The organism is Pseudokineococcus basanitobsidens, assembly GCF_037482545.1.
Taxonomy (GTDB): domain Bacteria; phylum Actinomycetota; class Actinomycetes; order Actinomycetales; family Quadrisphaeraceae; genus Pseudokineococcus; species Pseudokineococcus basanitobsidens.
The window spans coordinates 149,834-174,660 of record NZ_JBBIAA010000005.1 but is presented as its reverse complement, the minus strand read 5'-3'; the positions used below and the strand labels follow the sequence as shown (position 1 = coordinate 174,660).

The following is a 24,827-nucleotide window of genomic DNA, read 5'->3' as shown; positions in this document are numbered from 1 at the left end:
CGCGTGCGCGGGGGCGCGGGCGGGCGGCGGAGCGGGCGGCCGGACCCCGTGCGACCCGGGTCGGCGCGACGCCCGCGGAGCGCCGGCGCGCCGCCCGGCGCCCCCGCGAGCCCCTGTTCCGGCTGCCGGAGGTCGACGAGGTCCGCCGTCTGCGCCGCGCGCAGGCGGGCGAGCGGCTGCGCCGCCAGGCACGGCGGGCGATGATCGGCGACGGCCTCGCCATCGGCATCGACATCGGCGGCACCAAGGTCGCCGCCGGTGTCGTGGACGCCGGCGGCCGGGTCGTCGCCCGTGCCCGACGTGACACGCCCACGCGCAGCCCCCAGGCGGTCGAGGACCTCATCGCGGACCTCGTCGAGGAGCTGTCCGCGCAGGCCGAGGTGGTCTCCGTCGGCATCGGTGCCGCGGGCTTCGTCGACGCGACGCGCTCGACCGTGCTCTTCTCCCCCCACCTGGCCTGGCGCGACGAGCCCCTGCGGGAGGCGGTGGAGCTGCGCGTCCGCGAGCGGCTCGGCCGCCGGGTCGGGCGCAGGACCCTCGTGGAGAACGACGCGAACGCCGCGGCCTGGGCCGAGTACCGCTTCGGGGCCGGCCGGGGCGAGCCGCGGCTGGTCTGCATCACCCTCGGGACGGGCATCGGCGGCGCGGTGGTCCAGGCGGGGCGGCTCCAGCGCGGTCGCTACGGCATCGCCGGCGAGTTCGGCCACATGGTGCTCGTGCCCGGCGGGCACCGCTGCGAGTGCGGCAACCGCGGCTGCTGGGAGCAGTACGCGTCCGGCAACTCCCTGGGGCGCGACGGCCGCGAGCTCGCCCGGGGCGGCTCGCCCTTCGCCCACACGCTGCTCGCCGGTGCGGGTGGCGACCCCGAGGCGGTGCGCGGGCAGGTGGTGACCCAGGCGGCGCGCGCGGGCGACCCGGCGGCCGTGGAGATCGTCGAGGACACCGGACGCTGGCTGGGCACCGGGCTCGCGAACCTCGCGGCCGCGCTGGACCCGGGGACGTTCGTCATCGGCGGCGGCGTCAGCGACGCGGGCGACCTCCTCCTCGGGCCGGCGCGCGAGGAGTTCCGCCGCACCCTGACCGGGCGCGGCTACCGGCCCGAGGCCCGCGTGGTCCGCGCCGAGCTCGGCCCGGACGCCGGTCTCGTCGGCGCCGCCGACCTCTCGCGGGGCTGGGGGTGAGCGCCGTCGACCGCGGCGCCGCGGCGGCTCCGGGAGCCGGCTCAGGACCGGGTGCGCTGCGCGTGCTGACCTGGAACGTCCACGGGCTGCGGGCGGGTGCGGACGCCGTCGCGCAGGTGCTGCGCGACGCCCGCTGCGACGTGGCGCTGCTCCAGGAGGGGCCGAGGGGCCTGCGGGCCGTCCCGAGGTCCGCCGACCTCGCCCGGCGCAGCGGGCTGCTCGTCGGCGCGGCCGGCCGGCCGGCGGCGGGGTGCCTCGTCCTCGTCGCCGCGCGGGTCCACGTGCACCGGTCCGTCGTGACCGCCCTGCCCGTGCGCGGCGCGACGACGCCCGTCCGGGGCGTCGCGGGGGCCGTGGTGAGCCTGCCCGGCGGGCCGTCCACGGCCGTCGTCTCCGTCCACCTCGGGCTCACGGCCGGCGAGCGCGCCGACCACGTGCGCCGCCTGGGCCCGGTCGTCGACGGCCTCGAGGAGGCGGTGCCGGAGGCCCGCGACGGCGGGCGGGCGGCCCTCGTCGTCGGCGGGGACCTCAACGAGGCCGCCGGAGGCCCCGCCTGGTCCGCCCTGCTGCCCGGGGGCACCGACTGCTGGTCGGCCGTCCGGGAGGGGGACGCCCTCGGGGCGACGTTCCCGGCGCGCCGGCCGCGCACCCGCATCGACGGCGTCCTCGTCCGCGGCGGGCTGCGCCCGCGGACGGCCGACGTGGTGGGACCAGGTCCCGCGAGCGACCACCGGCCCCTCGTCGTCGAGCTCGTGGCACCTCCCGAGCCGGCGGGTCGGGGGACCTGACGGGTCCGACGGAGCCGGGTCCCGCGAGGACCCGACGACGGTGCGGGTCCTAGACCACCGCGCCGTCGTCGTCGCCGTCGTCGCGGGAGCGGGGCAGCCGCGAGACGAGGACCGCGAAGCCCGCCACGAAGGCCACGACCGCGGCGACGACCACGGGGGTGGGCGCGCCGCGCCACACGAGCGCGCACACGAGGAGCAGCGCCGGACCACCCAGGGCGCCGACCCACGCCGCTCGCACGAGCCCGCCGACGGGGGGCGCCGGGGCGGGAGGGGGCGGGACGTAGTGCTCCTCCTCGTCCGGCCGGCCGGCGTCCGGCACCGCCCCGGGCCGCCAGGCGCCGGCCGGGCCGTCGGCGTCCCCGTCGGCCCAGCCCCGTGGTGTCCCGGTGCCCCGCCCGTCCGGTCGCGGTGCCGGCGGTCCGGCCGGGGGGCCGGGCCGCTCGGCTCCGGGCCCGGGCGCCGCGGGCGGCGGCGGTCCGTCCGTCCGGGGCGGCTCGGTCGCCGGAGGCTCGGTCCCCGACGGCTCGGTCCCCGGCGGCTGCTCCGCGGGTGGACCGGGGGCCCGGCTCCTGCCCGCGGCCGGGTCGTCCGGCGTCGGACCGCGCTCGCGGGCGGGACGGGCGCCCGTCGGGTCCTCCCACCGGGCGACGATCTCCGCCCAGGCGGCGTCCACGTCCACCGGCTCCTCGCCGCCGGTGCCCCGCCCGCTCACGCGGGCACCCCGTCCGCGCCGGCCCGGGCGGCGACCACGTCGCGCACGAGGCGGAGGGTCTCGTCGACGACGAGCGGCAGGTCGTGGTCGAGGGTGGCGACGTGGAAGCTCTGCTCGAGACGCACGTCGCGCACGTCGTCGGACCCGACCCGCTCGCGCACGGTGCGCGCGCTGGCCGCCGGGACGACGTGGTCCCGCCGCGAGCTGGCGACCAGGACCGGCTGCCGCACGCGCGGCAGGTCGGCGCGGACGTCGGCCATGAGGGCGACGAAGGACGACAGGGCCCGCAGCGGGACCCGGTCGTAGCCGAGCTCGGTGACCCCCTCGGCCGCGATGTCGTCCGCCACGCCGGGGACGGTCCTCCGCACCCGACGCAGCAGCGGGAGCAGGGGCAGCAGCGGGTCGGCGAGCAGCACCGCGGGGTTGACGAGCGCGAGGCCCGCGACGTGCTCCGGCTCGTGCACGGCCAGCCGCAGCGCGAGGGCCCCGCCCATGGACAGGCCCGCGACGACGACGACGTCGCAGCGTCCGGCCAGCCGGTGCAGGTCGGCCCGGGCGAGGGAGTACCAGTCCCGCCAGGTGGAGCGGTCGAGGTCGGCCACCGACGTGCCGTGGCCGGGCAGCCGGGGGACGGCCACCTCGGCCCCGGCCGCCCGCAGGGCGCGGGCCCACGGGCCGACCGACGCCGGGCTGCCCGTGAACCCGTGCAGCGCCAGCACGCCGACGCGGGCGTCGCCGAGGTCTCCCGCCCCGTCGGACCCGGCCGACCAGGCCTGCGCACCCTCGACCACGAGGGGACGGGGCGAGCGCGGGTGCTCGGCGGGACGGCCGTCGCGACGTCCGGTGCGGGGGTCGCGCGGGGGCATCCGCCGATGGTGGCACGCGCCGGTGCCGCCGGACGAGGGGCGGTGCACCGGCCGCCCTCCCGGCCCCTCGTCCGGGTGCCCTCCCGTCGGCCCTCCCGTGTCCTCTCCCGTGCGCCCATGCCTGCGCCCACCCCTGTGCCCTCCCGGCGCTCCCGGGACGGCCGCCGGGCAGGACTCGGCCTAGAGTCCGCCGGACGCCGGCGTCCTGGCCGGCGCCACCGGCACGGAGGAGGGCCCGGTGCTCTACTGGTTGCTCAAGCGGCTCGTCCTCGGACCGCTCGTGCTCACCCTGTACCGGCCGTGGGTCGAGGGCCGCGAGCACGTGCCCGACCACGGGCCCGCGCTCCTCGCGAGCAACCACCTCTCGTTCAGCGACTCGATCTTCCTCCCCCTCGTGCTGGACCGGCGGGTGACCTTCCTGGCCAAGGAGGAGTACTTCACCGGTCGCGGTCTGCGCGGGCGGTTGACGGCGGTCTTCTTCCGCGCCGCCGGGCAGCTGCCGGTGGACCGCTCCGGCGGGGCGGCCGGGCTCGCGTCGCTGCGCACCGGCCTGCCCGTCCTGCGGCGCGGCGACCTGCTCGGCATCTACCCCGAGGGCACGCGCAGCCCCGACGGCCGGCTCCACCGCGGTCGGACCGGCGCCGCCCGGCTGGCGCTCGAGAGCGGCGCCCCGGTCGTCCCCGTGGCGATGGTCGGCACCGACGTCGTCCAGCCCGTGGGACGTCGCATCCCGGCCGTGCGCCGGGTCGGCGTCCGCTTCGGGCCCCCCGTCGACCTGTCCCGCTACGCGGGCGGCGGTGACGACCGCTTCGTGCTCCGCGCCGCCACGGACGACGTCATGCGCGCCGTCCTCGCGCTGTCCGACCAGGAGTACGTCGACGTCTACGCGACCGTGACGAAGGAGGCGCTGGCCCGGCAGCGCGACGAGGCCGGGCACGGGCGCACGGTGGACCTGCCGACGGGCGCTCCTGCTCCCGGCGGCGTCGCGCCCCCGCCGAGGGCGCCGCGGCACGAGGGCGGCGACGACCGCGGCGGCGACGGGCCGGGCCGCGGCGGAGTGGGCCGCGGCGCAGAGGGCCGGGCCGGACGGGGCCGGGGCGACGTGCACGGCGGGGACCGCCGGGGTCGGTAGCGTGCTCCCGTGCCGCTGACGACGACGCCCGAGGAGACCCCGGGGGGCCCCACGGCCCCCGACCGCCCCTTCGGCGCCGTGCTCGCGGCGATGGCGACGCCCTTCGGCCCCGACGGCTCGGCGGACCTCGACGGCGCCGCGCGGCTCGCCACCCACCTCGTCGACGCCGGCTGCGACGGTCTCGTCCTCGGCGGCACGACGGGGGAGTCCGCGACGACGTCGGCGCAGGAGAAGGCGCGCGTCCTCGGCGCCGTCCTCGAGGCCGTCGGCAACCGGGCGCACGTGCTGGCCGGCGCGGGGTCCAACGACACCGCGCGCAGCGTCGAGGCGGCCCGCGCCGCCGAGGAGGGCGGCGCGCACGGGCTCCTCGTCGTCACCCCCTACTACTCCAAGCCGCCGCAGGCGGGGGTGCTCGCGCACTTCCGCGCCGTGGCCGACGCCACGGGGCTGCCGGTGATGGTCTACGACATCCCCGGGCGCACGGGGACCCCCGTGGCCGTCGACACCTTCCGGGCGCTCGCCGAGCACCCTCGCGTCGTCGCGGTCAAGGACTCCAAGAACGACCTGCTCGCCGCCTCCCTGGTCATGGCGAGCACCGACCTCGCCTGGTACTCCGGCGAGGACGCGCTGAACCTGGCGCACCTGGCGCAGGGCGCGGCCGGCGTCGTCAGCGTGGTCGCCCACGCCGCCGCCAGCACCTACCGGCAGATGGTCGACGCCGTCGACGCCGGGGACCTGGCCACCGCCCGGGCGCTGCACGTCCGGCTCCTGCCGGTCGTCGACGCCATGATGAACCGCACCCAGGGCGCCGCCTCGGCCTCGGCCGTCGCGCAGCTGCTCGGTGCCACCACCTCCCGCACCGTGCGGCTGCCGCTGGTCGAGCTCGACGACGACCAGCTGGAGCATCTGCGCGGTGCCCTGACGGAAGCAGGTCTCCTGTGAGCCTCCCGCACCCCGAGCTCTCCCCGCCGCCGCCCCTCGCCGACGGGGCGCTGCGCGTCACGCCGCTGGGCGGGCTCGGCGAGGTCGGCCGCAACATGACCGTCCTGGAGACGCAGGGCAAGCTGCTCGTCGTCGACTGCGGCGTGCTCTTCCCCGAGGACCACCAGCCGGGCGTCGACCTCATCCTCCCGGACTTCGCGTCCATCGCCGACCGGCTGGACGACGTCGTCGCCGTGGTCCTGACGCACGGCCACGAGGACCACATCGGCGCGGTGCCCTACCTGCTGCGGCTGCGCCCCGACATCCCGCTCGTCGGCTCGACGCTCACGCTGGCCCTCATCGAGGCCAAGCTGAAGGAGCACCGGATCCGGCCCTACACGCTGACCGTGCGCGAGGGGCAGACCGAGGACATCGGCCCGTTCCGCACCGAGTACGTCGCGGTGAACCACTCGATCCCGGACGCCCTCGCCGTCATGGTCCGCACGGACGCGGGCTCGGTGCTGCTGACCGGCGACTTCAAGATGGACCAGCTGCCGCTGGACGGGCGGATCACGGACCTGCGCGCCTTCGCCCGCCTCGGCGAGGAGGGCGTCGACCTCTTCTGCGTCGACTCCACCAACGCCGAGGTCCCCGGCTTCACCATGTCCGAGCGGGAGATCGAGCCCGCCCTGGACCGCGTCTTCCGCACCGCCGAGCGGCGGATCATCGTCGCCTCGTTCGCCTCGCACGTGCACCGGGTGCAGATGGTGCTCGACGCCGCCGGCCGCTCGGGCCGGCGCGTGGCCCTGGTCGGCCGGTCGATGGTCCGCAACATGGGCATCGCCGCTGATCTGGGCTACCTCACGGTGCCCGACGGCGTGCTCGTGGACGTCAAGGAGGTCGACTCCCTCCCCGACGCCCGGGTCGTGCTGATGTGCACGGGCAGCCAGGGCGAGCCCATGGCGGCGCTGTCGCGGATGGCGAACAACGACCACCGCGTGCGGGTCGGGCGGGGCGACACCGTCGTCCTCGCGTCCTCGCTCATCCCCGGCAACGAGAACGCCGTGTTCCGGGTCATCAACGGCCTGACGCGCCTGGGCGCGAAGGTCGTGCACTCCGGCAACGCGCGGGTGCACGTGTCCGGCCACGCCAGCGCGGGCGAGCTCCTCTACTGCTACAACATCGTGCGGCCGAAGAACGTCATGCCGGTCCACGGCGAGCACCGCCACCTGCACGCCAACGCCGACCTCGCCGTCGCCACGGGTGTCCCGCGCGAGCGCGTCGTCATCGCCGAGGACGGGGTCGTGGTGGACCTGGCGGACGGCGTCGCACGGATCGCCGGTGCGGTCCCGTGCGGCTACGTCTACGTGGACGGGTCCTCGGTGGGGGCCATCACGGACGCCGACCTCAAGGACCGCCGGATCCTCGGCGACGAGGGCTTCATCTCGGTCTTCGTCGCGGTGGACTCCTCCTCCGGCGCCGTGGTCGCCGGGCCGGAGATCCACGCCCGGGGCGTCGCCGAGGACTCCGCCGTCTTCGACCAGGTGCGCAGCCAGGTCGTGCAGGCGCTGGAGCAGGCCGCCGCCAACGGGAACGTCGACACCCACCAGCTGCAGCAGGTGGTGCGCCGCGTCGTCGGCCGCTTCGCCTCGGGCCGGCTGCGCCGTCGTCCGATGATCGTCCCGGTCGTCGTCTCCGCCTGACCGACGGGGCGGGCGGCGCCGAGCGGGTGGGCGCCGCGCCGCCGCGGCTCGGGTCGCCCGTCGCCCGGCACGGCTACCGTGCGCGCATGGCGACGCGCAGCACGACCACCGCGCGCCGCCCGGGCACCACGCGCAGCGGCGGCAGCGGCACCCGGGGCGGCGCCTCCGGCTCCTCGACGGGGCCCGGTGCGAGAGGGCCCGGTGCGAGAGGGCCCGGTGCGAGGGGGGCCGGCGCCAAGGGGTCTGCCCAGGCCGGCGCCCGTCGCGGTGGCAGCCGCCCGGCGCCGGCGCCGCGCTCCGGGGCCTCGCTGGCGGGCCGCGCCGCACGCGGCGTGTGGACCGGCACCTCGCACCTGGTGGGGGGCACGGTCCGCCGCGTCGGCTCCGGCGCGCGCGACCTCGACCCCGCGCACCGCCGCGACGGGCTGGCCTTCGTCCTGCTCGCCCTGGCCCTGCTGGTGGCGGCCCGCGAGTGGTGGGGCGTCACGGGCACCCTGGGGGAGGCGGTCCACGCCGTCGTCGCGGGTGCCGTCGGCCTCGTGGGGCTCCTCGTGCCCGTGCTGCTGCTCGTCGTCGCGGTGCGTCTGATGCGCCACCCCGACCGCCCGTCCCGGCCCGGTCGGTCGTGGATCGGGACGGGTGCCCTCCTGCTCGCCGTGTGCGGGCTCGTGCACCTGGCCGCGGCGGGCTCGTCGCAGCCCGTCACGGCCGACGTGCTGCGCGGCGGAGGAGGGGTCGTCGGCTGGCTCGCCGCCGTGCCGCTCGCCGAGGGCGCCTCGCCCGTCGTGGCGGTGCCGGTGCTCGTGCTGCTGGGCCTGTTCGGGCTGCTCGTGCTCACCGCCACGCCCGTGCACGCCGTGCCCGAGCGCCTCGCGGGCCTGCGCGCCCGGCTGCCGGGCGGCCGCGACGACGAGGCCGGCGACGGGTCGGGGCACGAGGACCGGCACGAGGACGGGGACGACGACGGGGACCGCACCGACGAGGTCTCGCCGCCGCGTCGACGACGGGGCCGCCGCGCCGCGCAGGACGAGCCGCCGGCCACGGACCCGGACGGGGACGGGGACGGGGCGGACGCCGCGGCCACGGCCCCCGACGGGCCCGGCGGCCGTGCCCGGCGCGCCGCCGAGCGGCTGCGGGCCCGTTCCCGCGACGAGGGGGCCTCCGACGACGGCGACGGCGACGAGCCCCCCGGGTGGTCGCGCGCCGCGGGGGCCCCGTCGACCGCCCCCGCGGACGACGCCGCCCCGCCGGCGCCCGGGCGCCGGCGGCGTCCGACGCCCGACCAGGCCCCCGGCGGGGCCCACGGGCCCGCCGGCAGCCACCCCGCGCCCGGCGCGGCGCCGGAGGAGCTCGAGGCGCCGCCCGTCAGCCAGCTGCCCCAGCGCGTGGAGCAGCTGCTGCTCGGCGGGGACGTCACCTACAGCCTCCCGCCGTCGGACGTGCTGACGCCCGGCACGCCCCACAAGGCGCGCAGCGCCGCCAACGACCGGGTCGTCGAGGCGCTGACGGGCGTCTTCGAGAGCTTCGACATCGACGCCGCCGTCACCGGGTTCAGCCGGGGACCCACCGTGACGCGCTACGAGGTCGAGCTCGGCACCGGGGTCAAGGTCGAGCGCGTCACGGCCCTGTCCAAGAACATCGCCTACGCCGTCGCGAGCGCCGACGTGCGGATCCTGTCGCCCATCCCCGGGCGGTCGGCGATCGGCATCGAGATCCCGAACGCCGACCGGGAGACCGTCTCCCTCGGCGACGTGCTGCGCAGCCAGGCCGCGCGGCACCAGACCCACCCCCTCGTCATGGGCGTCGGCAAGGACGTCGAGGGCGGGTACGTCGTCGCCAACCTCGCGAAGACCCCGCACCTGCTCGTCGCCGGGGCCACCGGCGCGGGCAAGTCCGGCTTCGTCAACGCGATGATCACCTCGGTGCTCATGCGGGCGACGCCCGACGAGGTGCGGCTCGTGCTCGTCGACCCCAAGCGCGTCGAGCTGACGATCTACGAGGGCATCCCGCACCTCATCACCCCGATCATCACCAGCCCCAAGAAGGCCGCCGAGGCCCTCGAGTGGGTGGTGCGCGAGATGGACGCGCGGTACGACGACCTCGCGACCTACGGCTTCAAGCACGTCGACGACTTCAACGCGGCCGTGCGCGCCGGCCGGGTGCAGCCGAAGGCCGGCAGCGAGCGGGTCCTGCAGCCGTACCCCTACCTGCTCGTCGTCGTCGACGAGCTCGCGGACCTCATGATGGTCGCCCCGCGCGACGTCGAGGCCTCGATCCAGCGCATCACCCAGCTGGCGCGCGCGGCGGGCATCCACCTCGTGCTGGCGACGCAGCGCCCGAGCGTCGACGTCGTCACCGGGATCATCAAGGCCAACGTGCCCTCGCGGCTCGCCTTCGCCACCAGCTCGCTCGCCGACTCGCGCGTCGTCCTCGACCAGCCCGGGGCCGAGAAGCTCATCGGTCAGGGCGACGCGCTGTTCCTGCCCATGGGCAGCTCGAAGACCATGCGGGTCCAGGGCGCCTGGGTCACCGAGGCCGAGGTCGCCGCGGTCGTCGCCCACGTCAAGGAGCAGCTGGCGCCGGTCTACCGGGAGGACGTCGTCGTCGCCGCTCCCGGGCGCCAGGTGGACGAGGAGATCGGCGACGACCTGGAGCTGCTGCTCCAGGCGACCGAGCTCGTCGTCACGACCCAGTTCGGCTCGACGTCGATGCTCCAGCGCAAGCTCCGCGTGGGCTTCGCCAAGGCGGGCCGGCTCATGGACCTGCTGGAGTCCCGCGGGGTCGTGGGGCCCAGCGAGGGCTCCAAGGCGCGCGACGTGCTCGTGCGGCCCGACGACCTCGAGGACACGCTCGCCGCGCTGCGGGGCGACCCGGTGCCCGGTGCCGGCCAGGACCGGGCGTACGACCAGGCCGTGGAGGTCGAGCCCGCCGCGCCGCAGCAGGCCGGTCGGTACGGGGCCCCGGGCGAGGACGACTGGGACGCCGGCCTGCCCCCGCCGCCGCAGCGGTACGACGACGGGGCCGACGAGGACGACGACGAGAGCAGCGACGACGCGTGGCAGCTGACGGGACGGTGAGGACGGCATGAGCGTCGTGGTGGAGGACGAGGTCGACGGCGCGGCCGAGGAGGGCGCCCTGCCCCTGGACCTGCTGGTGTGGGACGCGCCCAACATCGACATGACGCTGTCGAACGTCATCGGGGAGCGGCCCTCCCCGGCCTCGCGCCCGCGCTTCGACGCGATCGCCCGCTGGCTCGTGGGGACGGCCGGTGCGCACGACGTCGAGGGCTGCGTCTTCACGAACATCACGCCGGCGGGCGTCTCGTCCGTACGCCCGTGGGTGGAGGCCGTCCGGTCCTTCGGGTTCTCCGTCTTCGCGCGGCCGAAGTCCCGGCCCGACGACGACGTCGACGAGGCGATGCTCGACCACATCGCCCGGCGGGCGCAGGAGGGTCCGCTCGGCCGGGTCGTCGTGGCCAGCGCGGACGGGCGCAACTTCCGCGAGCCGCTCGAGGAGCTCGCGCGCGGCGGCGTCGAGTGCACCGTCATCGCCTTCTCGGAGGTGGCCGGCTACGCGCAGGAGTCCGACCTCCTCACCTTCATCGACCTCGAGGACGTGCCCGGCGCCTTCACGACGCCGTTGCCGCGCATCCGTCTCGACAACCTCCCGCCCGAGGGCGCCTGGCTGCGCCCGACGCGGTCGATGCGCGCGCTCGTGGAGGGGAGCGCCTGAGCGCGGCGCCTACAGTGGCCACGGTGAGCACGACGACGTCACCCACCACCTCCACCGCCCCGGGGGACGGTCGTGCCGGTCGCTCGGTGGCCCTGGTGACGCTGGGGTGCGTGCGCAACGAGGTCGACTCCTCCGAGCTCGCCGGCCGGCTGGCGGGTGCGGGGTGGGACCTCGTGGAGGACGCCGCCGACGCCGACGTCGCCGTCGTCAACACCTGCGGGTTCATCGAGTCCGCGAAGAAGGACTCCGTCGACGCGCTGCTGGAGGCGAACGACCTCAAGGAGACGGGCCGCACGCGGGCGGTCGTGGCCGTGGGCTGCATGGCGGAGCGGTACGGCACCGAGCTGGCGGAGCAGCTGCCCGAGGCCGACGCCGTCCTCGGCTTCGACTCCTACGCGGACCTGTCGGGGCACCTCGACGCGGTGCTGGCGGGGGAGCGGCCGGCGAGCCACGTCCCGCGGGACCGACGCACCCTGCTCCCGCTCGCCCCCACGGCCCGTCGTGGCCGCCGGGTCGCGACCCCCGGGCACGGAGGCCGCCAGGACGACGGCGCCGCGGAGGCCGACGCCGACGCCCGGGCCGCCGACCTCGCGCCCGCCTCGGGCCCGCCGGTGCTGCGACGCCTCCTGGAGCCGGGCCGCCCGTGGGCGCCGCTCAAGCTGGCGTCCGGCTGCGACCGCCGCTGCACCTTCTGCGCGATCCCCGCCTTCCGCGGCGCCTACCTGTCCCGCCCACCGGACGACGTGGTCGCCGAGGCGCGCTGGCTGGCCGACCAGGGCGTGCGGGAGGTGCTCCTCGTCAGCGAGAACTCCACCTCCTACGGCAAGGACCTCGGGGACCTCCGGGCGATGGAGCAGCTGCTCCCGCGGCTGGCCGCGGTCGACGGCGTGGAGCGCGTACGCGTCACCTACCTGCAGCCCGCGGAGGTGCGCCCGGGACTGCTCGAGGCGATCGCGGGCACCGACGGGGTCGCGGACTACTTCGACCTCTCCTTCCAGCACGCCGCGCCGGCGGTGCTGCGACGGATGCGCCGCTTCGGCAGCACGGAGGACTTCCTCGGGCTGCTGGAGCGGGTGCGGTCGCTCGCGCCGGACGCCGGTGTGCGCTCCAACGTCATCGTCGGCTTCCCGGGGGAGTCGGAGGCCGAGGTCGAGGAGCTCTGCCGCTTCCTCGAGGCCGCCCGCATGGACGTCACCGGGGTCTTCGGCTACTCCGACGAGGACGGCACCGAGGCCGTCGGCCTGGAGGGGCACCTGCCCCCGGAGGTCGTCGAGGAGCGTCGGGCGCACGTGGAGCAGCTCGTCGAGGCGCTCGTCGACGAGCGCGCCGGGGAGCGGGTCGGCAGCCGCGTGCAGGTCCTCGTCGAGGAGCTCGACGTCGACGGCCACGGCGCCGCGGCGGTCGTCGTCGGGCGGGCCGAGCACCAGGGCCCCGAGGTCGACGGGAGCACGGAGGTCCACCTGCCCCCGGGGGCGCCCCACCCGCGGCCGGGGGAGCTCGTGGAGGCCGTCGTCACCGGCTGGGCGGGGGCGGACCTCGTCGCGGAGCCGGTCCGGTGACGTCCTGGCTCGTGGCCCGGCGGCACGCGGACGGGAGCCCGAGCGCCTGGAACCTGGCGAACGCGCTCACCGTCCTGCGGGTCCTCCTCGTGCCGCTGATGGCGGCCGCCCTGCTCGTCGACGGCGGCGACGACCCCGGCTGGCGCGTCGCCGCCTTCGGCGCCTTCGCCGTCGCCATCGCGACGGACAAGGTCGACGGCGAGGTGGCCCGCCGGCACGACCTCGTCACCGACTTCGGCAAGCTCGTCGACCCGATCGCCGACAAGGCGCTCATCGGGACGGCCCTCGTCCTGCTGTCGGCGCTCGGGGAGCTGCCGTGGTGGATCACGGTCGTCGTCCTGGGCCGCGAGGTGGGGGTGACGGTGCTGCGGCTCGTCGTCATCCGCCGGGGGGTGATCCCGGCCTCGCGGGGCGGCAAGGCCAAGACGGTGCTGCAGAGCCTGGCCGTCGCGGTCTACCTCCTGCCCACGCCCGACGCGGTCGCCGGGTGGAAGCCGGAGGTGGCGCTCGTCGTCGTCCTCCTCGCCGTCGTCGTCACGGTCGTGACGGGCCTGGACTACCTCGCCTCGGCCGTGCGCCAGCACCGCCTGGGACCGCCGGCGCCCCCGGCGACCGGCTGAGCCGTGACGGACGCGCGGCGCGGGGGGGACCTGGCACGGCGCTGCGTCGACCTGGCCCTCGGGCGCGGGTCCTCGCTCGCGACGGCGGAGTCGCTGACCGCCGGGCTCGTGAGCGCCCGGCTCGCCGACGTGCCCGGGGCGTCCGCCGCCCTGCGGGGAGGGGTGGTCGCCTACGCCGTCGAGGTGAAGACGCACGTGCTCGGCGTGCCCGGCGACCTGCTGGGACGGCACGGACCCGTGCACCCGGACGTGGCCGTGGCGATGGCGGACGGGGTGCGCGCGCTGCTGCGGGCGCAGGTCGGGGTCGCGACGACGGGTGTCGCCGGTCCCGGGCCGGCGGACGGGCACCCCGCGGGGACGGTGCACGTCGCCGTCACGGGGCTCGGGGCGCCGCGCACGCGGGCGCTCCACCTCCCCGGGAGCCGCGCCGAGGTCCGTGCCGCCGCCGCCGACGCCGCCCTCGCGCTGCTCCTCGAGGTCCTCGCGCCCGCACCCGAGAGCAGCCGGGCCGCGGGCACCGGCCACCCGGACCCGGGGGGCGCGGGCACCGGTGCCCTCGGGGACGGTGCGGCCACCGGCGGACGCCCGGACGGGGCGGCACCGTGACCACCCGGAACACGGCTCCTCGGCCGCCCGTTGGAGTGGTCATGCACGTATCCCGTCTGCCCACGCCGCCGCGCCAGTCCGCCGGGTACCGTGGTCAGGTCAGCACCGCTCCTCCCCGCCACCCCTCGACGCCCCGTCGTCCCGCCACCCGCCCGTCGACCACCGCCGGTCCCCGGGCGCCCCACCGCACGGGCCCTGCCCCCGCCGCTCCGACGCCCACCCCGAGCCCGAGAGGGGGACACGCCGTGGTCCTGCTCCGACGTGAGCTGGGTGACGTGCTGCGCGACCTGCGCCAGAAGCAGGGCAGGACGTTGCGCGAGGTCTCCAGCACCGCCCGGGTCAGCCTGGGCTACCTGTCCGAGGTCGAGCGCGGGCAGAAGGAGGCCTCCTCCGAGCTGCTGTCCTCGATCTGCGGCGCGCTGCGCACGCCGCTGTCCGAGCTGCTGAGCGAGGTCAGCGACCGCGTCGCCCTCGCCGAGGACTTCGTGGTGCCGGACGTCGTCCCGGACGTCGTCCCCGCCGACCTCGTCCGCGAGGAGGCACGCAGGCCCCGAGGGCTCGTCAGCGCCGCCTGACCGACCACCCGCACCCGTGCGGGACCGCACCGGCCCAGGACCGCACCGGCCCACCGCACCTGCCCAGGACCGCACCGGCCGTGCCGGTGCGGTCCTCGCGCGTCCGGGACCCGATGCGCCGGGACCCGTGGCGCCGGGACCCGTGGCACCGGTGACGCGGTGACGACGGGGTCGTGCGCCCGGGGGAGCGGCGGGTCCGGTCAGGCGCGCGGCGAGGTCCCCCGGCGGCGACCCGGCACCCCACCGCGTCGGTCGTGGCCGAGCGGCGCCTGCCGTCGTCCGTCGTCCGTCGGTCGCGGACCGGGCTGGCACGAGGGGCACGAGAACGCGCTGCGGGCCTGCGGGCCGGTGCCGATCGGAGCGACGCGCACGGGCGTCCCGCAGCGCAGGCACGGCAGCCCCGACCGGGCGTGCACGTAGCGGTTGCGGCCCGCCCGGGTGTCCCCGGTCGTCGTCTGGACCGGGTCGCGCGCCTCCACGCTGACGCGCATCATCCGTCGGACGAGGGCGAGCGCCCCGGCGAGGTCGGGCACGTCGTCGACGCGGGTCCACGGGCTGGTGCCGCGCAGGAAGAGCAGCTCGCTCATCCAGAAGGTCCCGACCCCGGCGAGCAGCCGCTGGTCGAGAAGCGCGTCGCCGACCTCGCGGTCGGGGTGCTCGTGCAGGGCGGCCAGGGCACGCTGCGCCCCGCCGGCGTCCCACCCGTCCGCCAGCACGTCCGGTCCGAGGTGCCCGACGACACCCGCCTCGTCCGCGGTGGCCACGAGGTCGAGCATCCCCAGGCGGTGCCCGACGGCGGTCCACCCCGGGGCGACGAGCACGGCTCGCACCCCCTCGGGAGAGCGCACGCGCCACGGCTGCCCCGTGCGGTGCACGAGCCAGGAGCCGTCCATCCGCAGGTGGCTGTGCACCGTGAGCCCCGCGTCCGTCCGGAGCAGGACGTGCTTGCCCCGCGCCGCCACCTCGAGCACCCGCTGCCCGGCCAGGTCGACCGTCGCGAGCGACGGCCAGCGCAGGTCGCTGCTCCGGAGCACCTCCCCGGCGAGCGCCGCGTTCAGGCGCCGCGCGGTGCGCAGGACCGTGTCACCCTCCGGCACCGCTCACCTCCCGTCCGGTGGCGCGGGCGTCCCCGGTGGCGCGGGAGTCCCAGGGGACGCGGGCGGCCGCGACGACGCTCACGGGCGCAGCCGCAGCCCGCGCGGCGTCGGCGTGAACCCGGCCTCCTCGAGCGCGCCGGCGACCGCACCGCCGGACAGGACGGGCTCGCCGTCGGCCTTCTGCACGAGGAGCTGCCCCAGCCCGCCGTCACGGACGGCGGTGACGAGGGCCCGGGACGCCGCCGCGAGGTCGTCGGGGTCCTGCGACCAGGTACGGACGGACCGGCCGCCCCGTTCGACGTAGAGCAGGAGGCGGCCGTCGCGGACGACCACGAGCGCCCCCGCGGCGCGCGCGGGCCGGTGAGCGCGACCGCCGGCGGCGCCCTCGTCCCGGGCGTCGTCCTTCCCGGCGCCCGGGGCCCCGTCGGCCGGGGCCCCGTCGGCCGGGGACCCGTCGTCCAGGACCTCGGCGCCGTCGGGCGCCGGCGGGCCGGGTGCCCCGCCCCGCCCGGGCCAGGGCAGCGCCGCACCGAAGGGGTTGGCGGGGTCGCAGGCCGCCAGGACGGCGGCGGGGTGCTCGTCCACGGACCCGGGTCCCGCGCGTCCGGGCTGCTCGCCGAGCGGGCGCGCCACCGCGCGCAGCCGGTCCACGGCGCCCGGCCCGGCGAACTGGGACGCCCCCAGACCCTCGACGAAGTACCCGCGGCGTACCCGCCCGGCGTCCTCCATCGCCGCGAGGACCCGGTAGACCCCCGCGAAGCCGCCGGGGACGCGTTCGGCGGCCACCGACCCGCGGGTGACGACGCCGTAACGGTCGAGCAGCACCTCGGCCTGCGCGGCGGCCCGCACGGTCGGGTCCGGCTCGACCGTGGGCAGGAGGGACCAGCGGCCGGCGGTGTGCGGCGGACCCCCCCGCACCGGCACGGGTGGCCGGCCGGGTCGGGACCGCCCCGCCGCCCAGCCGCGGCGGCTGCTCGCGTAGCGCGAGCGCGGCGCTGCCGGCGCGCTCTTGTGCCGGGTCCGCCCGCCGCGCAGCCGGGCCCGCAGCGGGGCGAGGGTGTCGTTGGTGAGCCGGCCGTCCCAGACGAGGTCCCACAGGACCTCCGCGAGGCCGTCGTCGTCGGTCGACCCCACGGCGTCCGCCAGCGCACGGAAGAAGTACGCCCCGCCGCCGTCGAGGGCCTCGAGGACCGCGCGGTGGCCGTCGGTGAGCTCGAGGGCGTCCTCCCGGGCCGCCGCAGGGACGGGGGCGACCGGCGCGCCGCCCTCGGGGGCCTCCCACGGCGACCGGACCGGCAGCGTGAGGTGCGCCGAGTCGGCGAGGTGCAGGGAGACCCAGCCGTCGTCGCCGGGCAGCGCGCCGTGCCCGCACCACAGCACCTCGCCCGACGCGGTGAGCTCGTCGAGCAGGGCTGGGGCGTAGCGCTGGAGCCGGGCGGGCAGGACGAGCGACTCGACCGCGCTGGCCGGCAGGACCGCGCCCGCTAGCTGCTCGACGACGCGCACGAGCCCCTCGGCCCCCCGCAGCCGCGCCCCCACGCCCTGCCACCGGGGCACGAAGGCCGCCAGGTCCTCCGCCGGCACCGGCTCGACCTCGGCCCGCAGGGCCGCCAGCGAGCGTCGTCGCAGGACGCGCAGCACCTCGGCGTCGCAGACGTGCTCGACCGCCGCCTCGGGGGCCACCGGCGACGGGGCGCCGGGGTCGGCGCCGGAGGGCTCGTCGAGGAGCCCGCGGAGGCCCTCGGGCAGGAGGTCGCCGCGCACGAGGCGTCCGCGCTGCTCGAGCCCGCGGAGGGCGGCGGCGACCACGGCCCCACCGAGCCCCAGCCGGCGGGCGAGCTGCTCGGGGGCGAACGGGACGTGCGTGCGGGCGTAGCGCGAGACGAGCTCGCCGACCGGGTCGGGCACCGGCGCGGTGAAGGCCTCGGGCACGCCGACGGGCAGCGGCGTGCCGAGGGCGTCGCGCAGCCGCCCGGCGTCCTCCACGGCGGCCCAGCGCTCCTCGCCGGCGATGCGCACCGCGATGACCCTCCGGGACTGCTCCAGAGATCGCAGCCACGCCTCGACCGCCGGCACGCGCTGCTGCGCCGCGGCCTCGTGCGCCGCGCCGTCAGCAGAGACCCCTGGGTCCCCGTCGTCGGTGGCCCCGTCGTCGGTGGCCCCGTCGTCGGTGGCCCCGTCGTCGGTGGCCCCGTCGTCGGTGACCCCGTCGTCGGCGCCGCCGTCGCGCCCGGCGCCCGTCTCGAGCGGGACGGGCGCGCCACCGGCCCCCGAGGGCACGGCCGCGTCCGGGACGGCGTCCGGCCGGGTCCGGCGCGCCACCTCGAGCGTGGACAGCGGGCCGAGCACCCGCAGCAGGTCGGCGGCGTCCTCGGCCCCGCGCACCCCGCGCTCGGGCCGGAGCCGCTGGAGCTCGGCGTGCGTGCGCAGCACCGCGTCGGGGTCGAGGAGGTCCGCCAGCGCCGCCCCGTCGCCGCGGCCCAGCAGCTCGGCCAGCAGGCCCGGGTCCAGCGACAGCGCGGCCGCGCGGCGCTCGGCGAGCGGCGAGTCGCCCTCGTAGAGGAACTGGGCGACGTAGCCGAACATCAGGCTGCGGGCGAAGGGGGACGGCGTCTGCGTCGTCACCTCGACGACCCGGACGGAGCGCGAGCGCAGGTCGCGCAGCAGCTGCTCGAGGGCCGGGACGTCGAAGACGTCCTGCAGGCACTCGCGCACCGTCTCCAGGACGACGGGGAAGGACGGGTAGCGGCTGGCGACCTCGAGCAGCTGGGCGGCGCGCTGGCGCTGCTGCCACAGCGGCTGGCGCCGGTCCGGGCTGCGGCGCGGCAGCAGCAGGGCACGGCCGGCGCACTCGCGGAACCGCGCGGCGAACAGCGCCGAGCCGCCGAGCTCGTCGGTGACGACGGAGGCGACGTCGTCCGGGTCCATGAGCAGCACGTCGGCGAGGTCGGGCAGACCGGCCCCCCCGTCGTCGTCCCCGTCCCCGGGCAGGCCGCCGTCCAGGCCACCGCTGTCGTACCCGACGTCGGGCAGCCGCAGGACGATGCCGTCGTCGGCGGGCATCGCCTGCACGTCCACCCCGAAGCGCTCTCGCATCCGCGCGGCGACGGCCAGCGCCCACGGCGCGTGCAGCTGCTGGCCGTAGGGGGAGTGGACCACCACGCGCCAGTCGCCGAGCTCGTCGCGGAAACGCTCCACGACGAGGGTGCGGTCGTCCGGCAGGTGCCCCGTGGCCTCCTGCTGCTCCCGCAGGTACCCCAGCAGGTTGCCGACGGCCCACTCGTCCAGGCCCGCCTCCTGCGCCCGGGACCGGGCGACCTCCCCGTCCCAGCCGCCCGGTGCGGCGGCGAGCTCGCGGACGAAGGAGCCCACGGCCCGTCCCAGCTCGGCGGGGCGCCCGAGCGCGTCGCCGTGCCAGAACGGCAGCTTGCCGGGCTGACCGGGGGCGGGGGTCACGAGCACCTGGTCGCGGGTGATGTCCTCGATCCGCCACGTCGAGGCGCCGAGCGTGAAGACGTCCCCGACGCGGGACTCGTAGACCATCTCCTCGTCGAGCTCGCCGACGCGGCGTCCCGGGCCCTCGCCGGACGCGAGGAAGACGCCGTAGAGCCCGCGGTCGGGGATGGTGCCGCCGCTGGTGACGGCGAGGCGCTGGGCACCGGGGCGCCCGGACAGGACGTCGGTCACCCGGTCCCAGACGACGCGGGGCCGCAGCTCGGCGAACTCCTCGCTCGGGTAGCGGCCGGAGAGCATGTCGAGGACCGCCTCGAGGACCGGGCGGCCCAGGCGCTCGAAGGAGGCCGCCCGCCGGACGACGCGCTCCAGGTCGTCGACCGACCAGTCGTCCATCGCCGTCATCGCGACGACCTGCTGGGCGAGCACGTCCAGCGGCGAGGACGGGACGCGCAGCTCCTCGATCCGCCCCGAGCGCATCCGCTCGGTGACCACCGCCGTCTGCACGAGGTCGGCGCGGAACTTGGGGAACAGGACGCCGCGGCTGACCGCGCCGACCTGGTGGCCCGCGCGCCCGACCCGCTGCAGGCCGCTCGCGACGCTCGGCGGCGACTCCACCTGCACGACGAGGTCGACCGCACCCATGTCGATGCCGAGCTCCAGGCTGGAGGTCGCGACCACGGCGGGCAGCCGCCCGCTCTTGAGGTCGTCCTCGATGAGCGCGCGCTGCTCCTTGCTCACCGACCCGTGGTGCGCCCGGGCCAGCACGGCGGGCGCACCGGTCGAGGCGCCCGCCTGCGCCATCACCTCGGCCGGCGCGCGTCGCGGCCGCTCGGCCAGGCGGGTGCCCGCGGACCCCGCCCACTGCGGCCCGACGTCGCCGTCCTCGTCCCGGTCGTCCGCCGGGCCGGGCCCCGCGCCGTCGTGGTCCTCGTCGTCCTCGTCCCGGAGGTCGCCGTCGTCCTCCTGCGGCGCGTCGCCGTCCGGCGCATCGTCGTCCGGGGGGACGCCGTCGCCGGCGGCGGCCTCGAGCCGCTCGGCCCACTCCTCGTTGAGCCGTGCCGTGAGCCGCTCCGCGAGCCGGCGCGAGTTGGCGAAGACGATCGTCGAGCGGTGCTCGCCGTCGACCGGCGCGACGAGGTCGACGATCCGCTCCTCCACCGACGGCCAGATCGACGTCGTGCGCTGCGCGCCCGCGGCGGCGCCCGTGAGGTCGTCGGTCGGCTCGCCGAGGGCGGACATGTCCTCGACGGGCACGACGACGGACAGGTCGAAGCGCTTCTCGGACGGCGGCTGGACGACGGTCGTCGCCCGGCCCCCCTCCTCGCCCGGCGCGCGGGCGCCGGCGAGGAAGCGGGCGACCGCCTCGGGCGGTCGCACCGTCGCGGACAGCCCGATCCGCTGCGCCGGCTGCGGCAGCATCGCGTCGAGCCGCTCGAGGGAGAGGGCGAGGTGGGCGCCGCGCTTGGTGCCCGCGACGGCGTGGACCTCGTCGACGATGACCGTCGTGACCCCGGCGAGGGACTCCCGCGCCTTCGACGTCAGGACGAGGAAGAGCGACTCCGGCGTCGTGATGAGGACGTCGGGCGGCGTCCGGGCCTGCAGCCGCCGGTCGGCGGCGGAGGTGTCGCCGGAGCGGATGCCGACCCGCACGTCCGGCTCGGGCAGGCCCAGGCGGACGCGCTCGTGCCCGATGCCGGTCAGCGGTGATCGCAGGTTGCGCTGGACGTCGCTGGCCAGCGCCTTCAGGGGCGAGACGTAGAGGACGCGGCAGCGCTGCGCCGCCTCGGGGACCGGGTCGGTGACGAGCCGGTCGACGGCCCACAGGAAGGCCGAGAGCGTCTTGCCCGAGCCGGTGGGCGCGACGACGAGCGTGTGGTCGCCGCTGGAGATGGCCTCCCACGCGCCGGCCTGCGCGGCCGTCGGGCCGGCGAAGGCACCGGTGAACCACCGGCGGGTCGCCTCCGAGAAGCGCTCGAGCACCTGCTCGCGCGCCTGCGGGCGCGCGGGCTCGCGGGCTCCGCCGTCGGGGGCGGCGTCGTCCGCGGTCGCGGCGGCTCGTCGGGGCACGCGCCGATCCTGCCCGCCGCCACCGACAGCGGTCCGCGCGGCCCGGCGCGCGGGGCTGGTGGCACCCTGGGGGTGTGCGGCTGAGCGAGTTCTGGCGGTTGATGGACGAGGAGTTCGGCGCGGGCTACGCCCGGTCGGTCGCCTCGAGCCAGGTGGTCGGCGCGCTGGGCAGCAGGACCCCCGACGAGGCGCTCGAGGGAGGCGTCCCGCCGCGCGAGGTGTGGGCGGCGGTGTGCGAGGTCATGGACGTCCCGCCGGAGCGCCGGCTCGGTCGCGACCCGGCCGTCCGTCGGCGCTGACCGCGCCGTGGTCGGGCGGGCACGACGTCCCCCGTCGCCGCGCCGCCCGGCGTGTCGCCCACCCTCGAACGGGTGTTCGCCTACGCTCGCGTGCACAGGACGGCGGCCGACCCGCTCGTCCACAGCCCCCGGGCCTCGGGGGCACGGGTGTCGGTGGGTGCTCCTAGCGTCGCCCCGACGGACGAGACCACCCCGGCCCACGCCGGCGAAGACCCTGAGGTGATGACATGGCCGGAACCGTGACGGCAGACCGCAGCAAGGCCCTCGACACCGCGCTCGCGCAGATCGACCGGCAGTTCGGCAAGGGCTCGGTCATGCGGCTCGGGGACGAGGTGCGCGCCCCCATCGAGACCATCCCCACCGGCTCCATCGCCCTGGACGTCGCCCTCGGCATCGGCGGGCTCCCGCGCGGCCGCGTCGTGGAGATCTACGGCCCGGAGTCCTCCGGCAAGACGACGGTCGCCCTGCACGCGGTGGCCAACGCGCAGAGGGCCGGCGGCATCGCGGCCTTCATCGACGCCGAGCACGCGCTCGACCCCGACTACGCGCAGAAGCTCGGCGTCGACACCGACGCCCTGCTCGTCAGCCAGCCGGACACGGGGGAGCAGGCGCTCGAGATCGCCGACATGCTCATCCGCTCCGGCGCCCTCGACGTCATCGTCATCGACTCCGTCGCCGCGCTGGTGCCCCGCGCGGAGATCGAGGGGGAGATGGGCGACAGCCACGTCGGCCTCCAGGCCCGCCTGATGTCCCAGGCGCTCCGGAAGATCACCGGTGCGCTCAACAGCTCGGGCACCACGGCGATCTTCATCAACCAGCTGCGCGAGAAGATCGGCGTCATGTTCGGCTCGCCCGAGACGACGACGGGCGGCAAGGCGCTCAAGTTCTACGCCTCGGTCCGTCTCGACGTGCGCCGCATCGAGACCCTGAAGGACGGCACCGAGCCGGTCGGCAACCGCACCCGCGTCAAGGTCGTCAAGAACAAGGTCAGCCCGCCGTTCAAGCAGGCCGAGTTCGACATCCTCTACGGCCAGGGCATCTCCCGGGAGGGCGGCCTCATCGACATGGGCGTCGAGCAGGGCTTCGTCCGCAAGTCCGGCGCCTGGTACACCTACGACGGCGACCAGCTCGGGCAGGGCAAGGAGAACGCGCGCGCCTTCATGCGCGACAACCCCGACCTCGCCGACGAGCTGGAGAAGAAGATCAAGGAGAAGCTCGGTGTCGGGCCGCGCGTCGACGCGCCCGCCGAGACGGCTGCCCCGGCGGAGGCCGAGGTCGCGTTCTGAGCGACGACGGCGTGGCCTCGCCGGGGGCCACCGGCCGGAGGACCTCCGGCCGGCGCGGTCACGGCCGCGGGACCTCGTCGGCCGGGCGGCCCGCGGCGGAAGAGGGCACGGCGCCCGCCGGCTCCTCGGTCCAGCAGCGCGAGGACCCGGACGCGGACCCGGTCGCCGTCGCCCGCGCCATCGCCCTCCGGCAGCTGACCATGGCGCCGCGCAGCCGCGCCGAGCTCGCGCAGAAGATGGCGAGCAGGGGTGTCGCGCCCGACGTCGCCGAGCAGGTCCTCGACCGCCTCGCGGAGGTCGGGCTCGTCGACGACGAGGCGTACGCCGGCATGCTCGTGCGGTCGCGGCAGGAGACCCGTGGGCTCGCCCGACGCGCGCTGCAGCACGAGCTGCGCCGCAAGGGCGTCGACGACGACGTCGCCCGGGGCGCTCTCGCGGACGTCACCGACGAGGACGAGCGCGCCGCGGCCGAGGACCTCGTCGCCCGGCGGCTGCGGGCGACGAGGGGTCTCGACCGGCAGGTCCGGGAGCGACGCCTCGCCGGGGTGCTCGCCCGCAAGGGCTACCCGGCCGGGGTCGCGTACGCCGTCGTCCGGGCGGCCCTCGAGGACGAGACCGGCGCACCCTGAGCCCTCACGTCTGCGGAGGAGGACGTGGCCGCGCCGCGACGTCCGGTCAGGCGCGGACGCCCTCCTCCTCGTCGACGACCTCCTCGGCCGCCGAGCCGCGGCTCCGGCTGAGCCGCCGCTCCAGCCGCTCCGCGCTCTTGCCGAGGACGAGGTTGACGACGATGTAGATCACCGCGATGACGAGGAACATCTGGAGCGGGTTGTCGAGGGCGTTGCGCAGCTGGCGCCCCTGCCGCGCGAGCTCGCTGACCCCCACGAGGACGATCGCCCCCAGGGCGGTGTCCTTGAGGATGACGACGAGCTGGCTGATCACCGAGGGCAGCATCGACCGGAACGCCTGGGGGAGCTGGATCCCGTTCATGACCTGCCGGTCGGTCAGGCCGACCGCCCGTCCGGCCTCGACCTGCCCCCGCGGGACGGCGACCACGCCGGCGCGGACGATCTCGCTGATGATCACGCAGTTGTAGAGCGTCAGCCCCACGGCGAGGTACCAGTTGTCGCTGAGGTCGAGACCGACCTCGGGGAGCGCGATGCTCACGTAGAGGATCGTGACGACGACGGGCAGGCCGCGCAGCAGCTCGACGACGGCGACCAGGGGGAGCCGGCCGACGCGTCCGAGCGAGAGCCGCGCGACGGCGATGAGGACGCCGACGACGACCGACGCCGCCATCGCCGTACCGGCGATGGCGAGCGTCCACAGCAGTCCTCGGCCGAGCCGCTCCCAGACGAGGGGGAACTCGTCCGTGGTCGGGTCGAAGAGCGGGGCCCACAGCTCGGCGTCGAACTGGCCTCGCTGGGCGAGGCGGGCGACGGCGACGGCGACGACCGCGACGGCGAGGACCGCGGCGAGGACCGTGAAGAGGCGCACGCGCCGGAGGGCACGTGGTCCCAGGGCGTCGAAGAGGACGGCGGTGGGCTGGCTCATCTCGCCACCGCCAGCCGGCGCTCGAGGAGGACGAGGACGACGCCCGCCGTGATGGTCATGACCAGGTAACCGATGGCCGTCCCCGTGATGATCGGGAGCCTCGGGTAGCCGAAGGCGCTGGTGAGCCGGTTGTACACGCTGAAGAGATCGCCCCCGACGCCGATGGCGCCGACGACGGCCGAGTTCTTGATCATGGCGATGATGACGTTCCCGGTCGGCGGTACCACGGTGCGCATCGCCTGCGGGAGCACCACCAGGGTGAGGTTCTGCCGGAAACCCATCCCGAGGGCCCGGGCGGCCTCGGCCTGCCCGGAGGGCACCGCGTTGACCCCGCTGCGGATCGACTCGCACACGAAAGCAGCCGTGTACACGACGAGACCGGCCGTCCCCAGGACGTAGTAGTCGGCGTCGGGGAGGCCGAAGGCGGGCGGGATGGCGAAGGCGAAGAAGAACAGGACGATGGTCAGCGGCGTGTTGCGGATCGTCCCCACGTACGCGGCCCCGAAGCGTCGCAGCACCGGCACCGGGGAGACCCGGAAGGTGGCGAGGAGGGTGCCCAGCAGGAGCGCACCGACCGCCCCCCACAGCGCGATCCCGAGGGAGCGCAGGAACCCCGACACGTACAGGTCGAGGTTGTCGATGACGGGCTCCACGCCCACCTCCGTCGTCGTCG

20 protein-coding genes are annotated in these 24,827 nt (G+C 77.0%); 14 read left to right on the top strand and 6 right to left on the bottom strand.

The window, feature by feature from the left end; translation table 11 throughout:
• The first annotated feature begins 200 nt into the window (after positions 1 to 200).
• Together WDZ17_RS07420 and WDZ17_RS07415 are read left to right on the top strand one after the other, a co-directional pair.
• Positions 201 to 1,181 carry an ROK family glucokinase gene (locus tag WDZ17_RS07420; RefSeq protein ID WP_422631882.1) on the top strand — a complete coding sequence of 327 codons (981 nt, stop codon included), beginning with the start codon at positions 201 to 203 and terminating at the stop codon, positions 1,179 to 1,181.
• Positions 1,178 to 1,969 carry an endonuclease/exonuclease/phosphatase family protein gene (locus WDZ17_RS07415; protein WP_339574507.1) on the top strand — a complete coding sequence of 264 codons (792 nt, stop codon included), beginning with the start codon at positions 1,178 to 1,180 and terminating at the stop codon, positions 1,967 to 1,969. Before WDZ17_RS07420 ends, WDZ17_RS07415 begins: the two co-directional genes overlap by 4 nt.
• A gap of 49 nt (positions 1,970 to 2,018) precedes the next feature.
• Here the strand turns inward: WDZ17_RS07415 and WDZ17_RS07410 are convergent, their stop codons facing one another.
• Together WDZ17_RS07410 and WDZ17_RS07405 are read right to left on the bottom strand one after the other, a co-directional pair.
• Positions 2,019 to 2,681 carry a hypothetical protein gene (locus WDZ17_RS07410; RefSeq protein ID WP_339574506.1) on the bottom strand — a complete coding sequence of 221 codons (663 nt, stop codon included), beginning with the start codon at positions 2,679 to 2,681 and terminating at the stop codon, positions 2,019 to 2,021.
• The gene (locus WDZ17_RS07405) at positions 2,678 to 3,547 is read right to left on the bottom strand and encodes an alpha/beta hydrolase (protein WP_339574505.1); all 870 of its coding nucleotides are present in this window, start codon (positions 3,545 to 3,547) and stop codon (positions 2,678 to 2,680) included. Before WDZ17_RS07405 ends, WDZ17_RS07410 begins: the two co-directional genes overlap by 4 nt.
• A gap of 238 nt (positions 3,548 to 3,785) precedes the next feature.
• Here WDZ17_RS07405 and WDZ17_RS07400 point away from each other — a divergent pair, with 238 nt between their 5' ends.
• The 9 genes from WDZ17_RS07400 to WDZ17_RS07360 all read left to right on the top strand — a co-directional run bounded on the left by WDZ17_RS07400 (position 3,786) and on the right by WDZ17_RS07360 (position 14,395).
• Positions 3,786 to 4,679, top strand: a complete 894-nt coding sequence (locus tag WDZ17_RS07400; RefSeq protein ID WP_339574504.1) for a lysophospholipid acyltransferase family protein — start codon at positions 3,786 to 3,788, stop codon at positions 4,677 to 4,679.
• A gap of 9 nt (positions 4,680 to 4,688) precedes the next feature.
• Positions 4,689 to 5,621: a 4-hydroxy-tetrahydrodipicolinate synthase gene (gene dapA / locus WDZ17_RS07395; protein ID WP_339574503.1), complete on the top strand. Its 933-nt coding sequence runs from the start codon at positions 4,689 to 4,691 to the stop codon at positions 5,619 to 5,621.
• Positions 5,618 to 7,303 (top strand): ribonuclease J, encoded by a 1,686-nt coding sequence (locus tag WDZ17_RS07390; protein ID WP_339574502.1) that lies wholly within the window; start codon positions 5,618 to 5,620, stop codon positions 7,301 to 7,303. The genes dapA and WDZ17_RS07390 overlap by 4 nt, the downstream gene beginning before the upstream one ends.
• A gap of 86 nt (positions 7,304 to 7,389) precedes the next feature.
• A complete protein-coding gene (locus WDZ17_RS07385; RefSeq protein ID WP_339574501.1) occupies positions 7,390 to 10,380 on the top strand; it encodes a DNA translocase FtsK in 2,991 nt (996 codons plus the stop codon).
• A gap of 7 nt (positions 10,381 to 10,387) precedes the next feature.
• On the top strand, positions 10,388 to 11,035 hold the full coding sequence (locus WDZ17_RS07380) for a PIN domain-containing protein (RefSeq protein ID WP_339574500.1): 648 nt from the start codon (positions 10,388 to 10,390) through the stop codon (positions 11,033 to 11,035).
• A gap of 23 nt (positions 11,036 to 11,058) precedes the next feature.
• Positions 11,059 to 12,594 carry a 30S ribosomal protein S12 methylthiotransferase RimO gene (gene rimO, locus WDZ17_RS07375; RefSeq protein WP_339574499.1) on the top strand — a complete coding sequence of 512 codons (1,536 nt, stop codon included), beginning with the start codon at positions 11,059 to 11,061 and terminating at the stop codon, positions 12,592 to 12,594.
• On the top strand, positions 12,591 to 13,214 hold the full coding sequence (pgsA, locus tag WDZ17_RS07370) for a CDP-diacylglycerol--glycerol-3-phosphate 3-phosphatidyltransferase (protein ID WP_339574498.1): 624 nt from the start codon (positions 12,591 to 12,593) through the stop codon (positions 13,212 to 13,214). The genes rimO and pgsA overlap by 4 nt, the downstream gene beginning before the upstream one ends.
• Positions 13,215 to 13,217: 3 nt before the next feature.
• Positions 13,218 to 13,820, top strand: a complete 603-nt coding sequence (locus WDZ17_RS07365) for a CinA family protein (RefSeq protein WP_339574497.1) — start codon at positions 13,218 to 13,220, stop codon at positions 13,818 to 13,820.
• 245 nt (positions 13,821 to 14,065) lie between these two features.
• A complete protein-coding gene (locus WDZ17_RS07360; protein ID WP_339574496.1) occupies positions 14,066 to 14,395 on the top strand; it encodes a helix-turn-helix domain-containing protein in 330 nt (109 codons plus the stop codon).
• 200 nt (positions 14,396 to 14,595) lie between these two features.
• Here the strand turns inward: WDZ17_RS07360 and WDZ17_RS07355 are convergent, their stop codons facing one another.
• Both WDZ17_RS07355 and WDZ17_RS07350 read right to left on the bottom strand, forming a co-directional pair.
• Positions 14,596 to 15,492 (bottom strand): DNA-formamidopyrimidine glycosylase family protein, encoded by an 897-nt coding sequence (locus tag WDZ17_RS07355; protein ID WP_339574495.1) that lies wholly within the window; start codon positions 15,490 to 15,492, stop codon positions 14,596 to 14,598.
• A 78-nt stretch (positions 15,493 to 15,570) separates the two neighbouring features.
• The gene (locus WDZ17_RS07350) at positions 15,571 to 20,928 is read right to left on the bottom strand and encodes an Lhr family helicase (protein WP_422631881.1); all 5,358 of its coding nucleotides are present in this window, start codon (positions 20,926 to 20,928) and stop codon (positions 15,571 to 15,573) included.
• A 161-nt stretch (positions 20,929 to 21,089) separates the two neighbouring features.
• On the opposite strand from WDZ17_RS07350, the gene WDZ17_RS07345 reads away from it, so the two are divergent.
• The 3 genes from WDZ17_RS07345 (at position 21,090) to WDZ17_RS07335 (ending at position 23,229) form a co-directional block, all read left to right on the top strand.
• Positions 21,090 to 21,314, top strand: coding sequence for a DUF3046 domain-containing protein (locus WDZ17_RS07345; protein WP_339574493.1), 225 nt, complete (start codon positions 21,090 to 21,092; stop codon positions 21,312 to 21,314).
• A gap of 227 nt (positions 21,315 to 21,541) precedes the next feature.
• Complete coding sequence (recA, locus tag WDZ17_RS07340) at positions 21,542 to 22,600, top strand: recombinase RecA (RefSeq protein WP_339574492.1); 1,059 nt, start codon at positions 21,542 to 21,544, stop codon at positions 22,598 to 22,600.
• Positions 22,601 to 22,611: 11 nt separating this feature from the next.
• Positions 22,612 to 23,229, top strand: a complete 618-nt coding sequence (locus tag WDZ17_RS07335; protein WP_339574491.1) for a regulatory protein RecX — start codon at positions 22,612 to 22,614, stop codon at positions 23,227 to 23,229.
• A gap of 46 nt (positions 23,230 to 23,275) precedes the next feature.
• Here the strand turns inward: WDZ17_RS07335 and WDZ17_RS07330 are convergent, their stop codons facing one another.
• Together WDZ17_RS07330 and WDZ17_RS07325 are read right to left on the bottom strand one after the other, a co-directional pair.
• On the bottom strand, positions 23,276 to 24,154 hold the full coding sequence (locus WDZ17_RS07330) for an amino acid ABC transporter permease (protein WP_339574490.1): 879 nt from the start codon (positions 24,152 to 24,154) through the stop codon (positions 23,276 to 23,278).
• Positions 24,151 to 24,807 (bottom strand): amino acid ABC transporter permease, encoded by a 657-nt coding sequence (locus WDZ17_RS07325; RefSeq protein WP_422631880.1) that lies wholly within the window; start codon positions 24,805 to 24,807, stop codon positions 24,151 to 24,153. The genes WDZ17_RS07330 and WDZ17_RS07325 overlap by 4 nt, the downstream gene beginning before the upstream one ends.
• Between the last annotated feature and the right edge of the window lie 20 nt (positions 24,808 to 24,827).

Coding starts and splice junctions, on each gene's coding strand:
- WDZ17_RS07420 (WP_422631882.1), top strand. CDS start 201: ATGATCGGCGACGGCCTCGCCATCGGCATCGACATCGGCGGCACCAAG.
- WDZ17_RS07405 (WP_339574505.1), bottom strand. CDS start 3,547: ATGCCCCCGCGCGACCCCCGCACCGGACGTCGCGACGGCCGTCCCGCC.
- WDZ17_RS07385 (WP_339574501.1), top strand. CDS start 7,390: ATGGCGACGCGCAGCACGACCACCGCGCGCCGCCCGGGCACCACGCGC.
- WDZ17_RS07380 (WP_339574500.1), top strand. CDS start 10,388: ATGAGCGTCGTGGTGGAGGACGAGGTCGACGGCGCGGCCGAGGAGGGC.
- recA (WP_339574492.1), top strand. CDS start 21,542: ATGGCCGGAACCGTGACGGCAGACCGCAGCAAGGCCCTCGACACCGCG.
- WDZ17_RS07330 (WP_339574490.1), bottom strand. CDS start 24,154: ATGAGCCAGCCCACCGCCGTCCTCTTCGACGCCCTGGGACCACGTGCC.